Here is a 21,816-nt window from a genome sequence, read left to right on the forward strand (position 1 = left end):
TTTACAGAACCCTCCGCCGACGTCGGGGCGGCACGAGACGGCAAGAAGACGGCGACATCGATGTTCGAATTTCCGGTGCTGGTCGGCGATATCGGCGGGACGAACGCCCGCTTCGGCCTGATCGAGGCGCGGGGCGAGGCCGCCCGCGTCCTCTCCCACGAGCCGACGGCGGGCCATGCCGATCCGAGCGCGGCGATCCGGACCTCGCTCGGGAAGAGCGGGGCGCCGGCCCCGCGCTCGGCGATCCTCGCCATCGCCGGCCGGGTCGACGCGCCCGCGGTCCAGCTCACCAACGCCCATTGGGTGGTCGAGGGCGCGGCGATCGGCCGGGATTTCGGCCTGTCGCGGGTGACGGTCGTCAACGACTACGTGCCGGTGGCGGCGGGCGCGGCCGCCATCGCCCCCGACGACCTGACCCAGATCGGCCCCGAGATCGGCGATGCGCGGGGGCCGCGCCTCGTGCTCGGGCCCGGCACCGGCTTCGGCGCGGCGGCGCTCGTGCCCTACGAGGATCGCCTCGCCATCGTCTCGACCGAGGCCGGCCACACCGATCTCGGGCCCACCGACGACGCGGAAGCGGAGATCTGGTCCGGCATCGAGCGCACCGACGACCGCGTCACCGTCGAGACGCTGCTGTCCGGCTCCGGCCTGTCGCGGCTGCACGCGGCGATCCGGGCTGTGCGCGCGGGCGGCGGCGGCGCCCTCGATCCCGCCGAGATCACCCGCACCGGCCTCTCGGGCGAGGATCCCCATGCGCGCGAGGCTCTGGAGCTGTTCGGCAAGCTGCTCGGCCGCGTCTGCGGCGACCTGGCACTGACCTTCCTGGCGACGGGGGGCGTCTATATCGGCGGCGGCATCGCCCCGCGGATCGTGCCGGTGCTGCGCGAGGGCGGCTTCCGCGCGGCGTTCGAGCGCAAGGCGCCGTTCGCCGCGCAGATGCGGGCGATCCCGACCAGCGTCATCACCGTGAAGGACCCGGCCTTCGGCGGCCTCGCCGCGCTCGCCAGCGAGGGCGGGCGCTTCGTCTATCACGGGCAGGTCTGGACGGCGGGCGGCTGAGGCTGGGGAGCGGGCCGCGGCCGTGGCCGCCAACGCTTGCGCCTGAGGCGAGCGCGAAGCTCAGGCGATCCGACGGAGAGGATCGAGCCCGAGATGGGTCGCGAAGGCGTCGGCCGGCATCGGGCGGCCGAACAGGTAGCCCTGCAGGGAGCGGCAGCCGAGATGGGTCAGCCACAGGGCCTGCGAGGAATCCTCCACGCCCTCCGAGACCATGTGGAGGTCGAGCGCCCGGGCGATCTGCACGATGGCGCTGAGGATGGAGCGGGCCTTGTGCTCCGTGGCGACGTCCTGGGTCAGCAGACGGTCGAGCTTGAGCGTCTGGATCGGCAATTGGCGCAGGTAGCCGATATTCGAGTAGCCGATCCCGAAATCGTCGAGCGCGATCCGCACACCGTGGGCGGCGAGCCGTTCGAGCTGCACCCGTGCCCGGGCCAGATCGTTGAGCAGCACCTCCTCGGTGACCTCGACGGTGAGCGCCTGGGGCGGGAAGTCGAGCTCGGCGAGCAGCGCGATCACGTCGTCGGCGACCGAGCCGAGCTTGAACTGGCTCGGCGAGAGGTTGATCGAGAGGTAGTCGAGCCGCCCCGCCCGAATCCACGTGCGCGCGAGCGGGCAGGCCCGGCGCATCATCGCCGCGAACAGGTCGTGCATCAGCCCGCGCTCCTCGGCCAGCCCGAGGAAGGCGGCGGGCGAGAGGAAGCCGAGGGTGGGATGGGTCCAGCGGGCGAGCGCCTCGACCCCGACCGTGCGGCAGCTCGCCCCGTCGACGATCGGCTGGAACCACGGCTCGATGCCGCCGTCCCGGATCGCCTGGACGAAGTCGCTGCCGAGCGCGTGCCGCGCCTCGATCGCGCGGCTCATGGCGGGATCGAACCGGGTCGCGACGCCGCGGCTCGCCTTCGAGCGATAGAGGGCGATGTCGGCGAAGCGCTGCAGGTCGCTGCCGCTGCGCGCGTCCTCGGGGAAGACGGCGATGCCGATCGAGCACGAGGCTTCGAGGCTGCGCCCCCGGTGGGGAAGCGGCCGGCGGACCGCGCGGATGACGCTTTCGCCGATACGGACGAGGTCGGTCTCCGGCCGCGCTGGCAGGAGGGCGGCGAACTCGTCGCCGCCGAGACGGGCCACCACGGCATCCCGGCCGAAGATCAGTCTGAGGCGGCGGGCCGTGCGCTGGAGGAAGACGTCGCCGGCCTCGTGGCCGAGGCTGTCGTTGATGTCCTTGAAGCGGTCGAGGTCGAGCAGGAACAGGGCGAAGCGCCGTCCGTCGCGGCGCGAGGCGACGATGCTCTCCTCCAGTGCGCGGGTGAACCGGGTGCGGTTGGCCAGGCCGGTGAGCTGGTCGCGCTCGGCGAGTTCGAGGGCGTGCTCGCGGGCGCAGGCCAGCTCGCGGGTGCGCTCCTCGACGCGCCCCTCCAGCTCCGCGGCGAAGCGGCCGAGCTGCTGGTTGAGGTCGTAGAGTTCGCGCGACTTGGCCTCCAGCAGCGCCTCGGCCTCGGCGCGGGCCGAGCGCTCGCGGGCGATCCGGCGCTCCAGGCGCCGGATGCGCTCGTCGGCATCGGGCATATCTTGAGAGATGTCGGCCTCCGGCGGCATGGATGTCAGGCGGCGTGCTGGATGGAGAAGCGCACGAAGCTGCCGGCCTCCTCCTCCACCCGCGACGTGTCGATGGCGACGGGCTGCCGGTAATGGTCGGCGGCCGCGCGGATCATGCCCTCCGCCAGCGCCTCGAGCGGGCGGCAGCTCTCGTAGTCGAGGTCGATCGTGTCCGCGCCCCGGCGGTTGAGGCGGAACACCGGCAGCTCGGCATCGGGGTAGAGCTTGTGCACCTCGACGTGGATGTGGCCGTCGACGCTGTCGAGGAAGTCGAACAGGCTCGTCTTCGCCTCGAAGAATTCCGGGTACTTCGCGACGAAGCGGCGGCACAGGTGGCTGCCGAACAGCCGTAGCAAGTCCGGCGCCGGCGTGCCGGTGCGGTGCGCCAGGGCGACGACGAGGGCCTGCATCTCCGTGTGCGGATAGGTGCCGACCGCCGTGTAGGCACCCCCGCTCGCCACGTCGGCGTCGTCGATGATGTCGTCCGCCATGTCGGCGCCGAGCGATCCGGACACGAAGTCCAGGAATTCGGTGAAAACCACGCCCTTCATGATCGCTCGCCGATGCTGATCTTTCTCGAGACGCTGACCGATGAGATTTACGATCGGGTTAAGGTAGCCCGAACCGATTCGATAAGATGTCTTCGGCCGGCTGAAAAACACACGGCGGCGCGGGCCCGGCATCCGATCTCGCATCGCCGCGGGAAGCTTGGTGAGAACGCTTTCCCGATACGGACGGGCCTGTCGCGGCGACTGTACTCGATTGCGCGCAACCCACGAAATGCTTGCCGCCTCCCCTGCGGGGCGTCCCGCCGCCCTACTCTTCCGGCCGGAGATGGCTGGCGTCGATCCAACGGTCTGTTAACCATGGCGGCGCGATAACCCGAGCATCCCGGCGGCCTCGTCCCGAGGCGGGCCGGGAGCGTGGAGCCGTCCAGAGTCCGACCATGCGCGCCAAGCCCTTCCTTCGCGCCTGCCCCATCCTCCTCGTGGCCCTGGCCGTGCCGGCGGCCGCGCAGGCCGCGCCGCGCTCGGCCAAGGCCCGCGCGGCGGCCGGGGTGACGATCGACTACAGCGTCAACCTCGCCGGCATCCCGATCGGCAACGCCCAGCTCACCGGCGCTTTTGAGGGCCCGCGCTACCGCATGGACGTGTCGGCGGTGCTGACCGGCCTCGTCGGCGCGGTGACCGGCGGCCAGGGCTCGGCCCGCTCCAGCGGCACGCTGGCGCAGGCCCCGCTGCCGAGCGCCTTCTCGATCGCCACCCGCACCAGCAATTCCGGCATCGCCGTGCGCATGGCGCTGGCGAGCGGCAACGTCACCCAGGCCGAGGTGACCCCGCCGCTGCTCGACACCGGCGACCGCGTGCCCGTGACGGCGGCGGCCAAGCGCGGCGTGGTCGATCCGGCGAGCGCGCTGGCGATGCCCGCCCGCACCAAGGGCGCGCTCCTCGACCCCGAGAACTGCAACCGGACCCTGCCCGTGTTCGACGGCGCGACCCGCTTCGACGTGGTCTTGAGCTACGGCGAGACCCGCGAGGTGCAGAAGCCCGGCTACAGCGGCCCGGTGCTGGTCTGCAACGCCCGCTACGTCGCCATCGCCGGCCACCGCGCCGACCGGCCCGGCGTGCGCTTCATGGAGGAGAACCGCGACATGTCGGTCTGGCTCGCCCCCGTCGAGGCGGCGCGGGTGCTGGTGCCGATGCGCATTGCGGTCCGCACCACGCTCGGCACCAACATCATCGAGGCGACCCGCTGGACCCAGACCGGCACCAGCACCGCCAAGGGCAGCGAGGCCGCGCCCGCGACGGTCGCCGAGGCCAGTTTTTCGGGGCGCTGAGAACCGACGGGGCGACGCCGTGATCGCCCTCCCCTTGCGGCGCGGCCTCCGAGCCGCGTGCCTCGCCCTCCTCGCCGCTGCCCCGGCCCAGGCCGGTCCGCTCGCCGCCGGCCCAGATTGCGGCCCCGATGCCTTCTCCTCGGCCGAGGTGATCGAGCACCGCCCGCCCCGCCGCGGCCCGCTCACGGCGGTGCCGCAGACGCTTTGCGCCGACCTCGCCCCGCAGGCCCCGGCCCCCGTCGACATCCATCTCTATCCGGGTCTCGGCGCCCCGGTTGGCAGGCAGGCGCCCGGCGACCCATATGAGGGGGGCCGCCGCGGCCACACCCCGCGCCCGTAGCGGTCTCCCGCCTCTCCGACGGCCTTGCGTGCCGTAGGGAACGCCCCCGCCGCATGACGCTTCGCCATCTTTCCCGCGAATCCCGCGCGCGCGGCGTCACGGCGGTGCTCGGGCCCACCAACACGGGCAAGACGCACCTCTCCATCGAGCGGATGCTCCAGCATCCCACCGGCATGATCGGCCTGCCGCTGCGGCTCTTGGCCCGCGAGGTGTATCTGCGCGTCGTCGCCAAGGTGGGCGTCGAGAACGTCGCCCTGGTCACCGGTGAAGAGAAAATAAAACCGGACCGGCCGCGCTACTGGATCTGCACCATCGAGGCGATGCCGCGCGACCTCGAAGTCGCGTTCGTGGCGATCGACGAGATCCAGCTCGCCGCTGACATGGACCGCGGCCACGTCTTCACCGACCGCCTGCTCTACCGCCGCGGGCGTGAGGAGACGCTGCTGATCGGCTCCTCGACGATGAAGCCGCTGGTGGAATCGCTGATTCCCGGCGTGCAGACGACGACGCGGCCGCGCCTGTCGCAGCTCACCTTCGCGGGCGAGAAGAAGATCTCGCGCCTGCCCCACCGCACGGCGATCGTCGCGTTCTCGGCCGAGGAGGTCTACGCCATCGCCGAGCTGATCCGGCGCCAGCGCGGCGGCGCCGCGGTGGTGCTCGGCGCGCTCTCGCCCCGCACCCGGAACTCTCAGGTCGAACTGTATCAGTCCGGCGACGTCGATTATCTGGTGGCCACCGACGCGGTGGGCATGGGGCTCAACCTCGACGTCGATCACGTGGCCTTCGCGGCCAACTGGAAATACGACGGCACCCGCTTCCGCAAGCTGACGCCCGCCGAGATGGGCCAGATCGCGGGGCGCGCGGGCCGCCACATTTCTGACGGCACCTTCGGCTCGACGGGGCGCTGCCCGCCCTTCGAACCGGAGATGATCGAGGCGCTGGAGAGCCACGACTTCGAGCCCCTGCGAATCCTGCAATGGCGCAACCCCGACCTCGATTTCGGTTCGCTGGAGGCGTTGCAGGCGAGCCTCGACGTGCATCCGCAGGAGCAGGGCCTGACCCGCGCCCCCATGGGCGAGGACCAGCAGGCGTTCGAGATCCTGATGCGGGAAGACGACATCCGCGACGTCGCCAAGGGCCCGGCGGCGGTGCGGCGCCTGTGGGACGCCTGCGGCCTGCCGGACTATCGGAAAGTCCATCCCCAGACCCATGCCGACCTCGTGGCCCAGCTCTACCGCTTCCTGATGCGCGGCATGGCCGGCCGCATCCCCAACGACTGGTTCGCCCAGCACGTCGCGATGATCGACCGCACCGACGGCGACATCGACGCCCTGTCGCAGCGCATCGCCCAAGGCCGCACCTGGACCTTCGTGGCGAATCGCCCCGACTGGTTGCTCGATCCTCTGCATTGGCAGGGCGAGACGCGTCGGGTAGAGGACAGGCTGTCCGACGCCCTGCACGAGCGCCTTGCGAGCCGCTTCGTCGACAGGCGCACCAGCGTCCTGATGCGGCGCCTGAGAGAGAAGACGATGCTGGAAGCCGAGATCACCTCCGGCGGTGACGTCACCGTCGAAGGTCAACATGTGGGCCGTCTGCACGGCTTCCAATTCGTGCCGGACCCTCAGGCCGAGGGGCACGAAGCCAAGACCCTGCGCTCGGCCGCCGAGAAGGCCTTGGCCGGCGAGATCGAGGCGAGGGCCGACCGCTTCGCCTCCGCGGCGGACGCCGCACTCGTGCTCTCGCACGACGGCGTGATCCGCTGGACCGGCGACCCGGTCGCCAAGCTGACGCCCGGCGACAAGCTGTTCGAGCCCGGCATCCGGCTGGTGGCCGACGACAGCCTCGCGGGCCCCGCCCGCGAAAAGGTCGAGGCGCGGCTCTCCGCGTGGCTGCGCGCCCACGTCACCCGCCTGCTCGGGCCGCTGATGGAGATCGAATCGGCCGCAGACCTCACGGGGCTTTCCCGCGGCATCGGCTATCAGGTGGTCGAGGCCTTGGGCGTGCTGGAGCGCGCCAAGGTCGCGCACGAGATGCGCAGCCTCGATCAGGACGGGCGGGCGAACCTGCGCCGCCACGGCGTGCGCTTCGGCGCCTACCACATCTTCCTGCCCGCGCTCCTGAAGCCCGCGCCGCGCACGCTCGCGGCCCAGCTCTGGGCGCTCAAGAACGGCGGCCTCGACCAGCCGGGGCTCGACGAGATCGCGCATCTGGCCGGTTCGGGGCGCACCTCGATCAAGGTCGATCCGGCCATCGCCAAGGGCCTCTACCGCGCCGCCGGCTTCCGGGTGTGCGGCGAGCGCGCCGTGCGCGTCGACATCCTGGAGCGTCTGGCCGACCTGATCCGCCCGGCCATCGCCTACCGCCCCGGCACCACCGTCGGCGAGCCCCCGGCCGGGACCGCCGACGGCGACGGGTTCGTGGCGACCGTCAACATGACCTCGCTGGTCGGCTGCTCGGGCGAGGACTTCGCCTCGATCCTGAAGTCGCTCGGCTACGTGGCGCAGTCGCGCCCCGGCCCGGCCATCACCGTGCCGCTCATCGCCGCCGCCCCGACCGTGCCGGCCGCGCGCGCAGCGAATGCCGCGCCGCAGGAGGCTGTCGCTTCCGATGAGGCGGTCGCTCAGGAGTCCGAGGCTCCGTCCGAGGCGGAGACCGCTGCCGCGCAGCCAGAGGCCGCGGAGCAGGACGGCGAGACCCCGCCCGTCGCGGAAGGCGCCGCCGAGGATGCGCCCGCTCCGGGCGCGTCCGAGCCCCAGGCCGAAGAGCCGGCCTCCGAAACCCCGGCGGAGGCTGCTGCCGAGGAGCCGGCCGCGGTCGCTCCGAGCGAGGAAACCACCGAGACGCCGACGGAGTCCGCGCCGAGCGCCGAGGCTTCGTCGGGCGAAGACACCGCCCCGATGCCGGCCGAGACGGCGCAGGCCGTCGAGGATGCCGCCGCGACCGGCGAAGTCGAGGCGGTCGATGCCGCCGATTCCTCCGTGCCGACCGAGGACGCCGCCACCCCCGAGGCGTTGGGAGAGGCGGAGGCGCCCGCCGCTCCGGCCGAACCCGAGGCGATCGAGGTGTGGCACCTGCACCGTCCGCAGCGCCATTCCGGCCCGCGCCACGGTCGCGGCCAAGGCCGCCAGGACGGTCGCGAAGGCGGGCGTGAAGGAGGCCGCGAGGGCGGTCGCCGCGACGGGCGTCCGGGCGAGGGCCGCGGCGACGGCCAGGGCCCGCGCCGTCCCCGCGAGGACCGGCCCGAGGGCGGCCGTCCGCCCCGTCCGGCGGAAGCAAGGGGCGAAGGCCGTGGCGAGAACCGCGGCGAGGGCGGCCCGCGCCGCGACGGCGGTCCGCGCAACCGGCATGATCGCAACGACGATAATCGCCGCCGCGACGACAACCGCCGCCCGAATGCCGAGCAGCGCCCGCCGCGCCGCGAGCGCCAGCCCGATCCCGATTCGCCCTTCGCGGCCCTCGCCGCCCTGAAGGCGAAGCTCGAATCGGACGGGGGCAAGCGCTGAGGGTTTTTCGCCCTCGGATGCGATGAGCGAGGCGCGCCAGCGCCTCGACAAGTGGCTGTGGTTCGCGCGCTTCGCCCGGACCCGGTCGATGGCGGCCCGCCTCGTCGCGGACGGCCATGTCCGCGTGAACGGAATGCGGGCGCAGGCGCCGGCCAAGGCGGTCCATTGCGGCGACGTGCTGACGGTGGCCGCCCCCCACGGCACGATGCTGGTCCGCATCCTCGACCTCGGCGAGCGCCGCGGCGGGGCGCCGGAGGCGCAGCGCCTCTACGAGCCGGTCGGGGAAGCTCTCGATCCCTGAGCGGATGAGGTGATCGTTCGCGGCCATCCCCCCTCGCGCCGTCATTCCGGGTTCCGCTACGCGGCCCCGGAATGACGGCTCGAAGGTTGAACTGGCGGACGCCAGTCCAGTAGGGCGCTACCGCCCGGACCCCATGGCCTGCGTGGAAAAATCCTCTGCTTGATCATCTCCGCTTAAGCCTCTAAGCGGGCGGCGCCTTTGCGTCCGGCATCTCGGCCGGCGTGTCCGCGATAGGAATGCACGATGGGCAAGGAAAAGTTCTCCCGCACGAAGCCGCACTGCAACATCGGCACGATCGGCCACGTCGATCACGGCAAGACGTCGCTGACCGCGGCGATCACGAAGGTGCTGGCGGAATCGGGCGGGGCGACCTTCACGGCCTACGACCAGATCGACAAGGCCCCCGAGGAGAAGGCGCGCGGCATCACGATCTCGACCGCCCACGTCGAGTACGAGACCACCAACCGCCACTACGCCCACGTCGACTGCCCCGGCCACGCCGACTACGTGAAGAACATGATCACCGGCGCCGCGCAGATGGACGGCGCGATCCTGGTGGTGTCGGCGGCGGACGGCCCGATGCCGCAGACCCGCGAGCACATCCTGCTCGCCCGTCAGGTCGGCGTGCCGGCGCTCGTCGTGTTCCTCAACAAGGTCGACATGGTCGACGACGAGGAACTCCTCGAGCTCGTCGAGCTGGAGGTGCGCGAGCTCCTCTCGAAGTACGACTTCCCCGGCGACGACATCCCGATCACCAAGGGCTCGGCCTTGATGGCGCTCGAGGACAAGGAGCCCAAGATCGGCAAGGAAGCCGTCCTGGCGCTGATGGCGACCGTGGACGAGTACATCCCGCAGCCGGAGCGTCCGATCGACATGCCGTTCCTGATGCCGATCGAGGACGTGTTCTCGATCTCGGGCCGCGGCACGGTGGTGACGGGTCGCGTCGAGCGCGGCATCGTCAAGGTCGGCGAGTCGGTGGAGATCGTCGGCATCCGCGCCACGACCACGACGACGGTGACCGGCGTCGAGATGTTCCGCAAGCTGCTCGACCAGGGCCAGGCGGGCGACAACGTCGGCGTGCTGCTGCGCGGCACCAAGCGCGAGGATGTGGAGCGCGGTCAGGTCGTGTGCAAGCCGGGTTCGGTGAAGCCGCACGCGAAGTTCAAGGCCGAGGCCTACATCCTGACCAAGGAGGAGGGCGGTCGCCACACGCCGTTCTTCACCAACTACCGCCCGCAATTCTACTTCCGCACCACGGACGTGACCGGCATCTGCACGCTGCCCGAGGGCACCGAGATGGTGATGCCGGGCGACAACGTGACGATGGACGTGGCGCTGATCGTGCCGGTGGCGATGGAGGAGAAGCTGCGCTTCGCCATCCGCGAGGGCGGCCGCACCGTCGGCGCCGGCGTGGTGGCTGCGATCAACGACTGATTGTCACTGGGCGCGCTGCTTCGCGAGCACGCCTTTCCGTCGAGACGGGGAGAAGGGCTGGCTTCGCGCCGGCCCTTTTCTTTTGCACTACCAGAAACGGCCCGACAGCAACCCTTCCACCGCGTCCCGGACGCTCATGCGCGTCTCGTGCGGGTAGCCGAGGAGGGCGGCGGTCACCGTGTAGACCGCCTCGGACACGAGGAAGACCCCGCCCCCGGCGAAGGCCGCGATCATGAAGGCGGGGCCGCCCAGATCGTAGACGAAGTGGAACAGCGCCCAGGTCGCAAGGGCCACGAGGACGCCGGCAGCGGCGAAGAGGTTGCGCACGCCGCTGCCCCTGCGCCGGATGCGCGGAACGACCATCGGTGTTCCCGTTCCGGTCTCGCCTGAACCTGGCACGCTGCTTTCCCTGGTTGGACGCCCACGAGGCGGTCATGTGGTGTGCGCATCATGATAAGCTATCGCCGCAGTCGCACGGAATCCTTCCGACAATGGCGGCGGAAGGCGGTGACTGCATCGAGGCCAGCCTTCAGCTCGAAGTCTGTCGCGTAGACCGTGCCGACCGAGAGGAAGAGCGCACCGGTCTTCTCAAGAGCATCCATCGGGAACGTGTCTTCCAACAATGTGAAATGAAACTCCCAGCCTCCCAATTCCCCGAACGTGATCCGCTCGATCAGGGTGAAGAAGCGCTCGTCGGGATCACCCCGGAACTTCACTGCGGGATAGAGGTCGTCCGCGACGATCCGGGAGAAGGCCCTTTGCTCGCTCGTGTTGATCGTGACGCTGACGTCGATGCGGCCCTCGCCCTGAAGGCAGCGGAAGGAGAACGGACCCGCGAAATCCGTCGCCTCGGCTTCTGCGGCGAACAGATGCGCTTTCGGCCCATCGACGGACAGGATCCAGCGATACGTGCCCTTGTCCGGTTGTCCGGTGAAGGCCGCCGTCAGCAGGAGCAGCGGGACGGCGAGGCCGCTGCGGAGCGTCGATCCCATCACCCCGCCCTCCCCACCCGCGGCCCGCCCAGCGCCTCCACCGTCTCGACGATGGCGCGCGCGCGGTGATCGAAGGTGTGGGCGGCGAGCACGAGGTCGCGGGCGCGCAGGGCCCGGGCGCGGGCGGCTTGGCGGTCGGCCAGGATGGCGCCGGCCTCGGCGGCCAGTTCTTCGGCGCTCGCGACCGTCGGGATCGTGTCGCCGAACACCTCGGCCAGCCCCGCGACCGGATCGGTGAGGATCGGCGCGCCCGCAGCACTCCCGTCGAACAGCCGGTTCGACAGGAAGCCGTGCGCGCGCATCGAATCCCAGTGGTCGTTCAGCAGCACCCCGGCGCCCGCATAGGCGGCGGCGAGGCGCTCGTTGGGGATGTGGTGGCCGCGCACGAGGTCGGGCGGCACGATGCCCTCCCACATCGCCCCCCAGATCGCCAGCGGCAGACGCTTCTCGATGCACCAGCGCACCATGGTGCGGTACTCGCGCCGGGAATTGCCGACGAACAGCAGCGGCGTCTCGATGGGCGCGTCCGGGACGGGCACGAACACGGCCGGATCGGTCGCCTGATGCAGGGTCGAGCAGGGCACGCCGGTGCGGCGACGGAAGACCGGCAGGTAGACGTCCGAGGCGACGAAGACGTGGTCGAAGCCCCCCGGCTCGTCCGCCTCGATCCGGTCCGGATGGCTGATGAGCCACATCAGGTTGAGCCGGTCGGGATCGACCCGGTAGCGCTCCAGGCCGCGCAGCACCAGGTCGACGTCGACCGTCTCGCCCCCGTACCACGCGTCGAGCGTATCGATGCGCACGAGCCAGCCGAGCCGCTCCAGCGCCGCCTTGAGACCCTTGGCGAAATGGGTGTCGCCCCATTGCGGGGCCGCGCGCAGATCGGGCGCGGCGATCTTGATCGCCATGCGCAGGGCCCGCGCCGCCCGCCGCCGCCGCGGCGCCGGATGCGCCGCGCGCGTGCCGGTGCGGACGGGGCCGCCGGCCAGGGTGCCCGTGCCGCCTGCAAGGGCGAACTGCACGAAGGCGGGCCGTCCCTCGGTGACGGCAGGCGGCAGCAGCAGCACGAAGGACAAGGTTTTCGCACCCGGTTCGGCGCGGCGGGCGACCGCGTGGGCGACGACCGCGCCGTCGACGAAGGCCACGATCGCCGCGTCCGCCTCCCCGTCGACCGAGCCGAACACGAAGCGGCCGACGACCCGCTCGATGCGCCCCGTCCGGTCCGGCGGCAGCAGGGCGACGGGGCTGCCCTCCAGATCGGTCCCGGTGACCGGGTCCACGGCCCGCAGCACGGCGCCGGGGGCGAAGTCCGGGACCGGCAGGAAATGGCGCCGCTGCCGGATGGCACCGGAGGGCGCGATGCGGGCGAAGACGGTGCCGTCGATGAGGAGGTCGGCGGCGCGCGGACCCGGCAGGCGGAGGCTCAGCAGGCCGCCGAGCAGCACCGGCAGGATCGCCCCGGCGCGTTCCCTTCCCCCTTGCGGGGAGGGGGAGGGGTGGGGGTCGGGCAGGTTGGAGCGGGGCTCCTCAACCTGAACCACCCCCACCGCCGCCCTCCTCCCCGCAAGGGGGAGGAGGGGCGCTTCGGTCTGCGCGCCGGTCACCGTGTCGAGCCGACCCTCGCCCCCGCCCTGGGCCATCAGCTCTCTCCCTCGAAGCAGCGCCGGTAGAGGTAGAAGCGCAGCCGCTCCGCGATCAGCTCGGCGTGGAAGGCGAGCGCGTGGGCGCGGGCGGTGCCCTGCGCGGTCACCGGGCGGGCGGCCTCCCCCGGCTCCGCGCCGAGGGCGGTGACGACGCCCGCCGCGATCAGCGGGTCGGCGAAGGCGGAGGGCGGCAGGGTCAGGGCCGCGCCGCGCCGCATCGCCTCGATGACGAGGCAGAGCCCGACCGGTCCCAACGCCTCGACCGGCACGAGGCTCGTGAGCGCACCCGCTTCCGACCCCGCGCGGGCGAGCGCCGCGAACCCGTGCTCGGGCCAGGGGGCGGTCCCGTCCGGCCCGATCCGGCGCCAAACCCCCGACAGGAGGTCGGCGGGGGCCGCGATCACGTCGCCCGATCCCCCCGGGGTCGGGTCGGAATCGTCCGCTCCGCCGAGCCGGAGCAGCGCCGGGCGATCCCTCGGCGCCGGCGGCTCCGCCGGGACCGGCAGCGGCAGGGTGCCGAGATGGAACGGATGCGCCAGATCGGCCGCGGCGATGCCGAGCCCCGCCTCCCCGACCGCGAGGGTGTCGACCGGCCGCCCGAGGGCGCGGGACAGGCCCTCCACGTCGTCCGCGGACAGGCCGAGGGCGAGCACCGCGCTCTCGCGGGCGAGGAACGGTTCGAGGGCCGCGGCGAGCCGCTCGGGCGCGGCGAAGGCCTCCGGCCCGAGCGGCAGGTCGGCGACCGGGTCGTCCGGGTGGAGCGGGCGCGGGGCGGGTTCGCGGTCGGCATGGGCGAGCGTGACCTCCGCTCCGTCCGCGACGGCGTGGATCAGCAACGCGGCCAGCAGGGCGGCCTCGGAGCCGGGCCCGAGGATCACCGTCAACCGTGGGTCGGCGGGCCAGTCGATGTCGAGGCGCAGATGGCCCTCTCCGAGCCGAGCCTCGGTCTTGCGGGCGACGACGGCGTTGACGTCCTGCGCGAAGGAGGCCCCCGTCACCTGCCCCCAGGCGACGTTGCGCCGGTAGAAGCCCAGCACCTCGGGCACTTGCACGGGCCGGAAGATCGAGAAGTAGCGCAAAGCCAGGTCCCAATCCTGCACCCGCGGCAGGGCCTCGTCGAAGCCGCCGAGCCAGTCGGTGAGATGGCGGTGATGGCAGATCGTGTTGAGGTCGATGAAGTTGGCGCCCGCCAGCCGCAGCGGATCGAACGGCTCGGCGGCCAGCGCCCGCAACTCCACCCGCGTGCCGACGATCTCGGTGTCGAGATAGGCCGCGTAGGCGCAAGCGCGGCTCGGCGCGGCGAGCAGCACCCGCAGCATCGCGTCGAGATAGTTCGGGTGCCAGAGGTTGTCCGAATCGAGATAGGCGATGAATTCGCCGCGGGCGAGCGCGAGGCCCCGGTTGCGGGCGACCGCGCCGTTGGCCCGCTCGAAGGCGAGATAGCGGATGCGCGGATCGGCCATCTGGGCCACGACCTGCGCGGTCCGGTCGGTGCTGCCGTCGTCGCAGACCAGCAGCTCCCAATTCGGATAACTCTGCTCCAGCACGCTGCCGATCGCCTCGGCGAGCGTGTAGGCGCGGTTGAAGGTCGGCATGATCACCGAGACCAGGGGCGTCGTCGGCAACGGCGCGTCGAGGCGGGCGCGGATCGCGCGGTCGCTCTCGGCCAAAGCCTCGGCAATCCCCGCCTCCGCCCCGTTCAGGAGCCGGGCGATCCAGGCGGCGTAGAGGCCGCGCGACGGGGCGGGCGGCTCGGATCGAGGCGGGGGCTCGGGCGGTGCGGGCGCGGCGTCCGGTGCGCCGGTCCGGGCGCGGCGCAGGAAGGCGTCGAGCGGGTCGGCCGCCTCGCCCGAGCGCACGGCCTCGGCCAGGGCCGGGTCCGCCGCCAGGGCGGCGGCACCGTCGAAGCCCGGCACGGGATCGAAGCCGGCCTCCGCCCCGAAGGCGAGGTAGTGGGCGAAGCCGCAGGGAATCGTTTCGGCCGCCACCGCCCGGCCGACGCTCGGCCAGCGGCGGCGATACCACGCCTCGTCGAACAGGGGCGAGGGCGAGCGGCCTTCCGCGTGGCCCCGCTCCCGGTAATGGGCGAGCGCCGCAGCCTCCGAGGGGACGGCGTCGGGATAGGCAAGGTGGTACCACGCGGCGTCGAAGCGTGTGCCGGGGGCGGCCAGGAACGCCGCGAAGGCCGCGCGGATCGCCGCGACGGCGTCGTCGGTGAAGCGGGCCTCGTCCTGGAGGGCGTCGTCCGCCGCCGGTGCCGGCCGGGCCTCGCCGTGGCCGATCGAGAAGCTCGCGAAGACCGCATCCGGTGTGTCCGCAAGGGCGAAGTCGAGCTGCCGCGCGCTGCGGGGGAGCGTGAACGCGAACCCCTGGGCCGGGCGGCCGGGGGCGTCGGCGCGCACGCGGTCGGCCACGACCTCGCCGAGGAAGGCGCCGTCGGCGGAGACGACGAGCCGCACCGGCACGTCGGGCGCCAGCGCGTCCGCGGCCCAGCCCTCGACCAGCCGGCCGGACGAGCGCGTCAGCCCGAGCCGCACCGGCGGCGTGCGCAGGCGAAACTCGAACGGGCTGCCCGACAGCGCCTCGTCGCTGCCGGCGAAGCGCACGGAAACCGCGTGCCACGCCCCGTCGAGGCAGGCGGGCGGGATCGGGCTGCGGAAGCCGCAGGAGGCCATCGCCGTGGTCTCGTTGCCGAAGCCGGGCACGAGCCGGCGCGCCGGCACGGTCGCCGGCGGGCCGTCGTCGTAGCGGATCTCCACCTCGGCCCCCTGTGTCGCCCAGCCCGCGATGCAGGCCGCGGGACGGTCGAGATAGGCCATCCCGGCGCGGGGCTGGCACAGGGTGTAGGGCCCGCCCGGCAGCCAGACCTCCGTGCCGGCGACCGCGATGCGGACCGTATGCGGCTGCCCGTCGTAGAACCGGGCCGGCATCCGGCCGAAGAAGCCGTGGAAGCCGTCGCCGTGGCCGGCCTCCGCCACGTCGAGGCGCGAGGCGTCGGCGCGGAAGCGGCCGGCCGGCGCGTCGTCGACGACGAGTTCGAGTTCGACCCGCGCCTGCGGGGCATCGGGATCGTAGACCCAGCCGAAGGCGGCGCCGTCGGCCACGCCCTCGAAGCGGCCGAGATAGCGGGCGGAGGCGCCCGCGCCGCCCGCGGCCTCGGGCGCCGGGCTGTCGGAGCGATAGGCGTGGGGGCCGCCCGGCAGCGGCGCCTCCTCCGGTCCAGCGATCACGGCGACCCGATGCTCCGCCCCGTCGGCGAAGGCGTCGGGGATGCGCAGCGCGTAGCCGCCCAGACCCTGGCCGAAGCCCGCCGCCTGCACGTCCGGGCGCGGCCGGTCGGCGGGGGCGCTCGCGACGATCCGCCCGTCGATCCGCAGGGACACGGTGACGAGGCGGCCGGGCTCCTGCCGGTCGGTCGCCCAGCCGACGGCGTGGCCGCCGCGGATGTCGTCGAAGCGCCCGGCGACGCGATCCGGTGCGGCGTCCGGGCGCCGACGGGAGCCGAGGAGGCGCCGGAGGAGGGGCATGGAGCGGAAGGCTCCGTCTTCGGGACGGCGGGACGGGCGGAGGGCGGGTTGTCCCTTGCCCCCTCCCCCGCGTCAAGGCAGCCGCAAAACCTCGCGCGATGCGCGAAGTTCGGCGATCAAGCGGCTGGAATAACGAAAGGAATCAGGAGCGGTCGGCGCGCTCGATCACGGCGCAGAGGGTGAGCGGGCCCTTGTCGTTCTTCATGGTCGAGCAGGTGACGAGAGCGCCGCCTGCCTCGACATTGCTGTGGCGCAGCCGCCCGGCGGCGTCGCGGGCGCGCTTGGCGGCCTCGCGCAGGATGTCGGCGCCGATGCCGGTGACGGCCTGGCCGGCCTTGGCGAACAGGTCGTAATAGGCCTCCGGCGGGCTCTCGCTCCGGTGCTGCGCGCCGACCGAGGACGGGTGGACGCCGCCGCAGGACAGGGTCAGCGAGGAATTCTCCCCGGCATCGAACCGGGCGAAGTCGGCGCTGCGCTCGGCCACCGTCGCCCCGGTCGCCGCGGTGACCCGATCGATCAGGTCGGTGCAGGACGGCTCGGCGCAGGCGGTGGTCGCGCAGAGCAGGAGAGCGGGGAGAAGCAGGAGCGGGCGCATGAGCTGAAGGTAGCGCCTGCCTCGCGGCTTGGGGCGGGCCGGCGCTGAGGCCTAACGCCGCTATGTTTTACGGCTGCCAGGGCGCTGCCGGCTCCGCGGTCTCGGCCTCCGCGGCGGCGCCCGCGTCGAGCTGCGCCTGGATCGCCCGCAGCGCCTCGGGCACGCCCTCCCCCGAGGCCGCCGAGAGCACCATGGCGTTGCGCCCCGCCGCCCGCTTCAGCCGGGCGAGCTGCTGCTTGCGGGTCTCCGGATCGAGCGCGTCGGCCTTGGACAGCGCGACGATCTCGGGCTTGTCGGTGAGGCCGCCGCCATAGGCCTCCAACTCCCGCCGGACCAGCTTGTAGGCCTTGCCGGCGTGCTCGCTCGTGCCCTCGACGAGGTGAAGCAGCACCCGGCAGCGCTCGACATGGGCGAGGAAGCGGTCGCCGAGGCCGACGCCCTCGTGCGCGCCCTCGATCAGGCCGGGGATGTCGGCGAGCACGAACTCGCGCTCGTCCGAGCGCACCACGCCCAGGCCCGGATGCAGCGTGGTGAAGGGATAGTCGGCGATCTTGGGCTTGGCCGCGGTGACGGTGGCCAGGAACGTCGACTTGCCGGCGTTCGGCAGGCCGACGAGGCCGGCATCCGCGATGAGCTTGAGACGCAGGATCACCCACATCTCCTGGCCTTCGAGGCCGGGATTGGCGTGGCGCGGGGCGCGGTTGGTGGAGGTGGTGAAGTAGGCGTTGCCGAAGCCGCCGTTGCCGCCCTTGGCGAGCCGCACCTTCTGCCCGACCTCCGTCATGTCGGCGATCAGCGTCTCGCCGTCCTCGGACAGCACCTGCGTGCCCGCGGGCACCTGCAGCACCACGTCCTCGCCCTTGGCGCCGTGGCAGTTCGAGCCCATGCCGTGCTCGCCCTTGCGGGCCTTGAAGTGCTGGCGGTAGCGGTAGTCGATCAGGGTGTTGAGGCCCTGCACGCACTCGATCCAGACATCGCCGCCGCGTCCGCCGTCGCCGCCGTTCGGCCCGCCGAACTCGATGAATTTTTCACGACGAAAGGACACGCAGCCGGGACCGCCGTCGCCGGAGCGGACGTAGACCTTGGCCTCATCCAGGAACTTCACGGTAACACGTCTTTCAATTGAGTCAGGTCGCCGTGCGGCGGCACTGGCCTTCGAGGTTGAGGTACTGGATGCTGCGCAGGCCCGCCTCGAACCAACCGCCGGAGGCGGCCGAGGCCGGGCGGGTCGCGCCCTTCGCATCCCCGTACAGGTTGATCGTGATCGCCCCGTCGGGCGAATTCAGGGTCGGCGCCTCGCCGTCCCGGAGGTAGGTCCAGGCCGGGCGCGGATCGAAGATGGTCTGCGTGCCGTCCGCTTCCTTCTGGAAGATCTGGGCGTAGTCGCCGCTGCCGGCCGGCGCGGTGAAGTAGAAGCCGACCTTCGGGGTGCGGCTGGCGAAGTTGTAGAATTCGCAATAGAGGCGCGGGTCCGCCGGCGCGACCGGCCGCGCCGCCTCGGGCGCCGGCCGCGGCGGCGGCACCGGCTCGCGGTCGATCGAGGCGAGGAACACCGCGAGCGCCGCCGCCGTGAGCCCGGCCGCGATCCCGGCGACGAGGCGCGTTCTCATGAAGCCCTCCCGCGCCGGTCGAGCCAGCCGGCCCGGTCGAGCCGGAACGTGTCGGCCGCCACCGTCTCGCCGCGCGCCACCGAGAAGAACGCCCCCTGCCCCGCCGGCACGAAGCCGCAGCGCTCCAGAATGCGCCGCGAGGCCGGATTGTCCAGCATCACCGAGGAGGCCAGCGCCCGCCCGTTCGCATAGGCGAAGTAGGCCTCGACCATCGCGCTTGCTGCCTCCGCCATCAGCCCCTCGCCCCAGGCGGGGCGCCCGAGCCAGTAGCCGAGATGCGGCGCCTCCGCCTCGGGTCGCGGCTCGATGCCGATGATGCCCACGGCCTGCGCCGGGTTCGCCCGGAGGCAGAGCGCCATGATCAGCCAATCCCCCACGGCGTTGCCGGCGCGTGCCCGCAGCACGAAGTCTTCCGCCTCGTGCAGCGGCAGCGGCGAGGGGATTGGCGCGGTCATCCGGGCCACCGCCGGATCGCCCGCGAGGCGGGAGACGGCCTCGGCGTCGCGGGCGGTGGGCCAGCGCAGCCACAGCCGCCGCGTCTCGATGCGGAAGACGTCGTCTCGGGTCAGGTCGGGGAACATCCGCGTCCGCTCTTCAAACTGGCGCCGAGCGCCCGTGCGGGACGACGAAGGGGGAGGATGGCGCCCCATCCTCCCCCGTGTTCCGATCCTCGGCGCTTCCTGACGAAGCTCGCGAGACCGTCCGCCGGTTCGGTGTGGGACACCGGCGGGACGCTCGCTTCGTCGCGGTGAAGCGTCCGCCGTTACTCTGCGGCCTGGGCGACCGGCACCACCGCGACGAAGGCGCGGCCGCGACGGGTCTCGAACTGCACCTTGCCCTCGACGAGCGCGAACAGGGTGTGGTCCTTGCCCATGCCGACATTGGTGCCGGGGTGCCACTTCGTGCCGCGCTGGCGCACGATGATGTTGCCCGGGATGACGGCCTCGGAGCCGAACTTCTTCACGCCGAGGCGCTGGCCGGCGGAGTCGCGGCCGTTGCGGGACGAGCCGCCTGCTTTTTTATGTGCCATGGGATTGCTCCGGAATTCTTCTGGGACTCAGCGTTCGGGCTTACTCGGCGGCGGCGGGCGCCGGCTCGGCCGATTCGGCCTTCTTGGCCTTGCGCGGCTCGGCCTTCGCGGACTTGCCGCCGGCGCTGATCTCGGTGATGCGCACGACCGTGAAGTCCTGGCGGTGGCCGCGGCGGCGGCGCGAGTTCTGGCGGCGGCGCTTCTTGAAGGCGATGACCTTGCGGGTGCGGCCGTGCTGGACGATCTCGCCCGTCACGCCGATGCCCGACAGCAGCGGGGTGCCGACCTGGGTGGCTTCGCCGTCGCCGAACAGGAGCACGTCGCCGAAGGTGACGGAGGCGCCGGCCTCGCCCTCGAGGGTCGCGATGGTGATGACGTCGTTGGCGGCAACGCGATACTGCTTGCCGCCGGTCTTGATGACTGCGAACATCGTTGGTCTTTCGTGTTCTCTGCCGACCTCCGGCGCTGGCGAGCGCCTGGGTCGTCTTCTTGTTCAGGTCATCCGCGCGAAGCTCAGCCATGGCTGGGCGCGCGAACGCGAAACGCGCGGACTTCGTCGAGGAAGCCGCGCGTTGTGGGGCTGATAGTGAGAGGTAGGTGGCATGTCAACCGGCAGGCGGAAAATTGCATGAGCAAGATATGGGGGCAATCTTGTTTATCAAGCGGCGCTATGGTGACGTGGCTTTGTAAGTGACATTCTCGTTCTATAAAATAGCAAAGTATCAAATCTAAATCGGGATCGAAGTTTATTTGTATCTGCCGTATGTCATCGCGCCTGCTGCGAAGGAACTTAATGATGCTAGTCGTCAGATTTTCTGTGAGCGTTAAGCTGCGCATTGAGGTTTCGAGCTAACAAGCATGTCTTTGCAAGAATTTTATCATCGAATATTATATTAGATAGCGCGCTTTGTAATCTGATTGCATGATCAAATGCCTCTAAAAAATCATCGATGTCGATCCAAGTTTTTCGTGCCATGTGTAGTGGCCAGCTGTACAAATCTTCTCCATTTTGGACGTGAGGCTCGTTCAATCTACTTGCTTCAATAAAATATTCATACGGTGCCTTTGGTGCTATTGAAACCAACCCATCTTCATTGGCTTTCCACTGCGAGTTCTGAAAGCTTGAGATTGATCCATCGGCGAGACTTAAATTTGGTATATTGATCGCCCGTAAATGGGCGTATAATTTTTTACCTAATTCCGTGAGGTGGTATCCAAGGAAGGTGCTGTCTTCAATTAGATTTGAGTCCAGAAACTTAAAATAAATGTCATCAAAAGATTCCGACGAAACTCTACAGGAGCTTCTGTCTGACGTCTTCAGGCCGCGCGCCTCCAGTATATTTTCTCCAATTTTTTTCGATAGATATGAAGAGTCGGTTAGGCAATAATCTGATATAGTTCGGCCAGATCGAAAATCTTTTCTGTTTTCATGGACGGCGTCTGCAAGTAATTTAAATAAGTCGATCCACTTAATTACAATTCCGACCTTTTGCGTCATCGACTCGTCGGCTTGCTCGATCTGCAGAGAAAATTTGGTCTGGAGTTCGTCGGATAAATGAGCTACTTGATCCTTGCCAGATTTTAGAATCGAGACGGTTCGTTCGAGTTCTGTTTTTTCAGCCAAAATTGAATTAAGACGCTCTTCTATTTGCAGTCTTTCACTTCCGCGGATCCAGCCTTCGGCTGGATCAATGAGACGAGCCCGAGAGATGGAGCCGCTGACGACTGTCGCAAGACCTTCAGGTGTGGTCCAGAATGCGACCTGATTTTCAGATTTCAACTTGTTCTTGAACTTTGTGATGCTGGAATTTTGATTTAAAATATCAGAAAGTGCATCATCTTGCAGGCCCTCTCTGCTATCATTTATGAAAACCATAATTTTTTTATTACTTAACTTTGCATACTCATACTCATGTTCAGTATAGCTAATTCCTGATTTGGTCCTTGATGATCCATAATTTGCTTTAACAATTATTACAATGTAATCGCACCTATCTATGAGTCTTTCGATGTATTTTATCTGATCGCCAGGAAAGCTAACAAAACTCTCCATTCCTGCCGGTATCTCGTCCAGCATCAATATTGCCTTGAAAATAGCCTGTCTTTCTTCGACTAAATCAGCGTAAGTCGATGAAACGAATATCTGGTATTTTTTGTCCATTCTCTGCCTCCTTTATTGTGCGAACATTTTCATTCGTACATTGATATAAATAATGTTTAGATATGTATCCATTGTATTTACGGACGGTGGCGTTGAATTAAAATCTTAAGTGAAGAGACTCTCTTGTATTGTCTAGTGTTTAGTTTGTGTCTGGTTATCAGAGTGTTTTTAATAATGAGAGCCTCTTTAGG

Annotated in this window: 18 protein-coding genes and 1 pseudogene; 6 read left to right on the plus strand and 13 right to left on the minus strand. The window is 69.7% G+C overall.

Annotated elements, in window-relative coordinates; translation table 11 throughout:
* The first annotated feature begins 60 nt into the window (after positions 1-60).
* Positions 61-1,059, plus strand: a complete 999-nt coding sequence (locus tag HNR00_RS10785) for a glucokinase (RefSeq protein WP_183569078.1) — start codon at positions 61-63, stop codon at positions 1,057-1,059.
* Positions 1,060-1,119: 60 nt separating this feature from the next.
* Here HNR00_RS10785 and HNR00_RS10790 read toward each other — a convergent pair whose 3' ends face one another.
* Both HNR00_RS10790 and HNR00_RS10795 read right to left on the minus strand, forming a co-directional pair.
* The gene (locus tag HNR00_RS10790; protein ID WP_246390537.1) at positions 1,120-2,622 is read right to left on the minus strand and encodes a putative bifunctional diguanylate cyclase/phosphodiesterase; all 1,503 of its coding nucleotides are present in this window, start codon (positions 2,620-2,622) and stop codon (positions 1,120-1,122) included.
* A 35-nt stretch (positions 2,623-2,657) separates the two neighbouring features.
* Complete coding sequence (locus HNR00_RS10795) at positions 2,658-3,203, minus strand: heme NO-binding domain-containing protein (RefSeq protein ID WP_183569082.1); 546 nt, start codon at positions 3,201-3,203, stop codon at positions 2,658-2,660.
* A 395-nt stretch (positions 3,204-3,598) separates the two neighbouring features.
* On the opposite strand from HNR00_RS10795, the gene HNR00_RS10800 reads away from it, so the two are divergent.
* The 5 genes from HNR00_RS10800 (at position 3,599) to tuf (ending at position 10,067) form a co-directional block, all read left to right on the plus strand.
* Positions 3,599-4,489: a DUF3108 domain-containing protein gene (locus tag HNR00_RS10800; RefSeq protein ID WP_183569084.1), complete on the plus strand. Its 891-nt coding sequence runs from the start codon at positions 3,599-3,601 to the stop codon at positions 4,487-4,489.
* A 19-nt stretch (positions 4,490-4,508) separates the two neighbouring features.
* Positions 4,509-4,829: a hypothetical protein gene (locus HNR00_RS10805; RefSeq protein WP_312886036.1), complete on the plus strand. Its 321-nt coding sequence runs from the start codon at positions 4,509-4,511 to the stop codon at positions 4,827-4,829.
* Between the two features lie 53 nt (positions 4,830-4,882).
* Positions 4,883-8,332 (plus strand): helicase-related protein, encoded by a 3,450-nt coding sequence (locus tag HNR00_RS10810; RefSeq protein WP_183569086.1) that lies wholly within the window; start codon positions 4,883-4,885, stop codon positions 8,330-8,332.
* Between the two features lie 22 nt (positions 8,333-8,354).
* Positions 8,355-8,633 carry an RNA-binding S4 domain-containing protein gene (locus HNR00_RS10815; RefSeq protein WP_183569088.1) on the plus strand — a complete coding sequence of 93 codons (279 nt, stop codon included), beginning with the start codon at positions 8,355-8,357 and terminating at the stop codon, positions 8,631-8,633.
* Positions 8,634-8,876: 243 nt separating this feature from the next.
* Positions 8,877-10,067, plus strand: coding sequence for an elongation factor Tu (gene tuf, locus HNR00_RS10820; protein ID WP_183569090.1), 1,191 nt, complete (start codon positions 8,877-8,879; stop codon positions 10,065-10,067).
* Positions 10,068-10,154: 87 nt separating this feature from the next.
* Here the strand turns inward: tuf and HNR00_RS10825 are convergent, their stop codons facing one another.
* From HNR00_RS10825 to HNR00_RS10875, 11 genes and pseudogenes are all read right to left on the minus strand, one after another.
* Entirely contained in the window at positions 10,155-10,430 is a 276-nt protein-coding gene (locus HNR00_RS10825; RefSeq protein WP_183569092.1) for a hypothetical protein, read from the minus strand.
* Between the two features lie 95 nt (positions 10,431-10,525).
* Complete coding sequence (locus tag HNR00_RS10830; RefSeq protein ID WP_183569094.1) at positions 10,526-11,059, minus strand: hypothetical protein; 534 nt, start codon at positions 11,057-11,059, stop codon at positions 10,526-10,528.
* The gene (locus HNR00_RS10835; protein ID WP_183569096.1) at positions 11,059-12,699 is read right to left on the minus strand and encodes a glycosyltransferase family protein; all 1,641 of its coding nucleotides are present in this window, start codon (positions 12,697-12,699) and stop codon (positions 11,059-11,061) included. The genes HNR00_RS10830 and HNR00_RS10835 overlap by 1 nt, the downstream gene beginning before the upstream one ends.
* Complete coding sequence (locus tag HNR00_RS10840; protein ID WP_183569098.1) at positions 12,699-16,229, minus strand: glycosyltransferase family 2 protein; 3,531 nt, start codon at positions 16,227-16,229, stop codon at positions 12,699-12,701. Before HNR00_RS10840 ends, HNR00_RS10835 begins: the two co-directional genes overlap by 1 nt.
* 142 nt (positions 16,230-16,371) lie before the next feature.
* Positions 16,372-16,824: a hypothetical protein gene (locus HNR00_RS10845; protein WP_183569100.1), complete on the minus strand. Its 453-nt coding sequence runs from the start codon at positions 16,822-16,824 to the stop codon at positions 16,372-16,374.
* A gap of 67 nt (positions 16,825-16,891) precedes the next feature.
* Entirely contained in the window at positions 16,892-17,929 is a 1,038-nt protein-coding gene (obgE, locus tag HNR00_RS10850; RefSeq protein ID WP_183569102.1) for a GTPase ObgE, read from the minus strand.
* A gap of 22 nt (positions 17,930-17,951) precedes the next feature.
* Positions 17,952-18,434, minus strand: coding sequence for a hypothetical protein (locus HNR00_RS10855; protein ID WP_183569104.1), 483 nt, complete (start codon positions 18,432-18,434; stop codon positions 17,952-17,954).
* Positions 18,431-19,015 carry a GNAT family N-acetyltransferase gene (locus HNR00_RS10860; protein WP_183569106.1) on the minus strand — a complete coding sequence of 195 codons (585 nt, stop codon included), beginning with the start codon at positions 19,013-19,015 and terminating at the stop codon, positions 18,431-18,433. Before HNR00_RS10860 ends, HNR00_RS10855 begins: the two co-directional genes overlap by 4 nt.
* Before the next feature lie 182 nt (positions 19,016-19,197).
* Positions 19,198-19,464 carry a 50S ribosomal protein L27 gene (gene rpmA, locus HNR00_RS10865; RefSeq protein ID WP_056239580.1) on the minus strand — a complete coding sequence of 89 codons (267 nt, stop codon included), beginning with the start codon at positions 19,462-19,464 and terminating at the stop codon, positions 19,198-19,200.
* Between the two features lie 121 nt (positions 19,465-19,585).
* Positions 19,586-19,894 (minus strand): annotated as a pseudogene (gene rplU, locus HNR00_RS10870) (50S ribosomal protein L21); the annotation flags it as partial.
* A 369-nt stretch (positions 19,895-20,263) separates the two neighbouring features.
* The gene (locus tag HNR00_RS10875) at positions 20,264-21,625 is read right to left on the minus strand and encodes a DUF4062 domain-containing protein (RefSeq protein ID WP_183569110.1); all 1,362 of its coding nucleotides are present in this window, start codon (positions 21,623-21,625) and stop codon (positions 20,264-20,266) included.
* Between the last annotated feature and the right edge of the window lie 191 nt (positions 21,626-21,816).

This window comes from Methylorubrum rhodinum (assembly GCF_014199935.1).
GTDB classification, from domain to species: domain Bacteria; phylum Pseudomonadota; class Alphaproteobacteria; order Rhizobiales; family Beijerinckiaceae; genus Methylobacterium; species Methylobacterium rhodinum.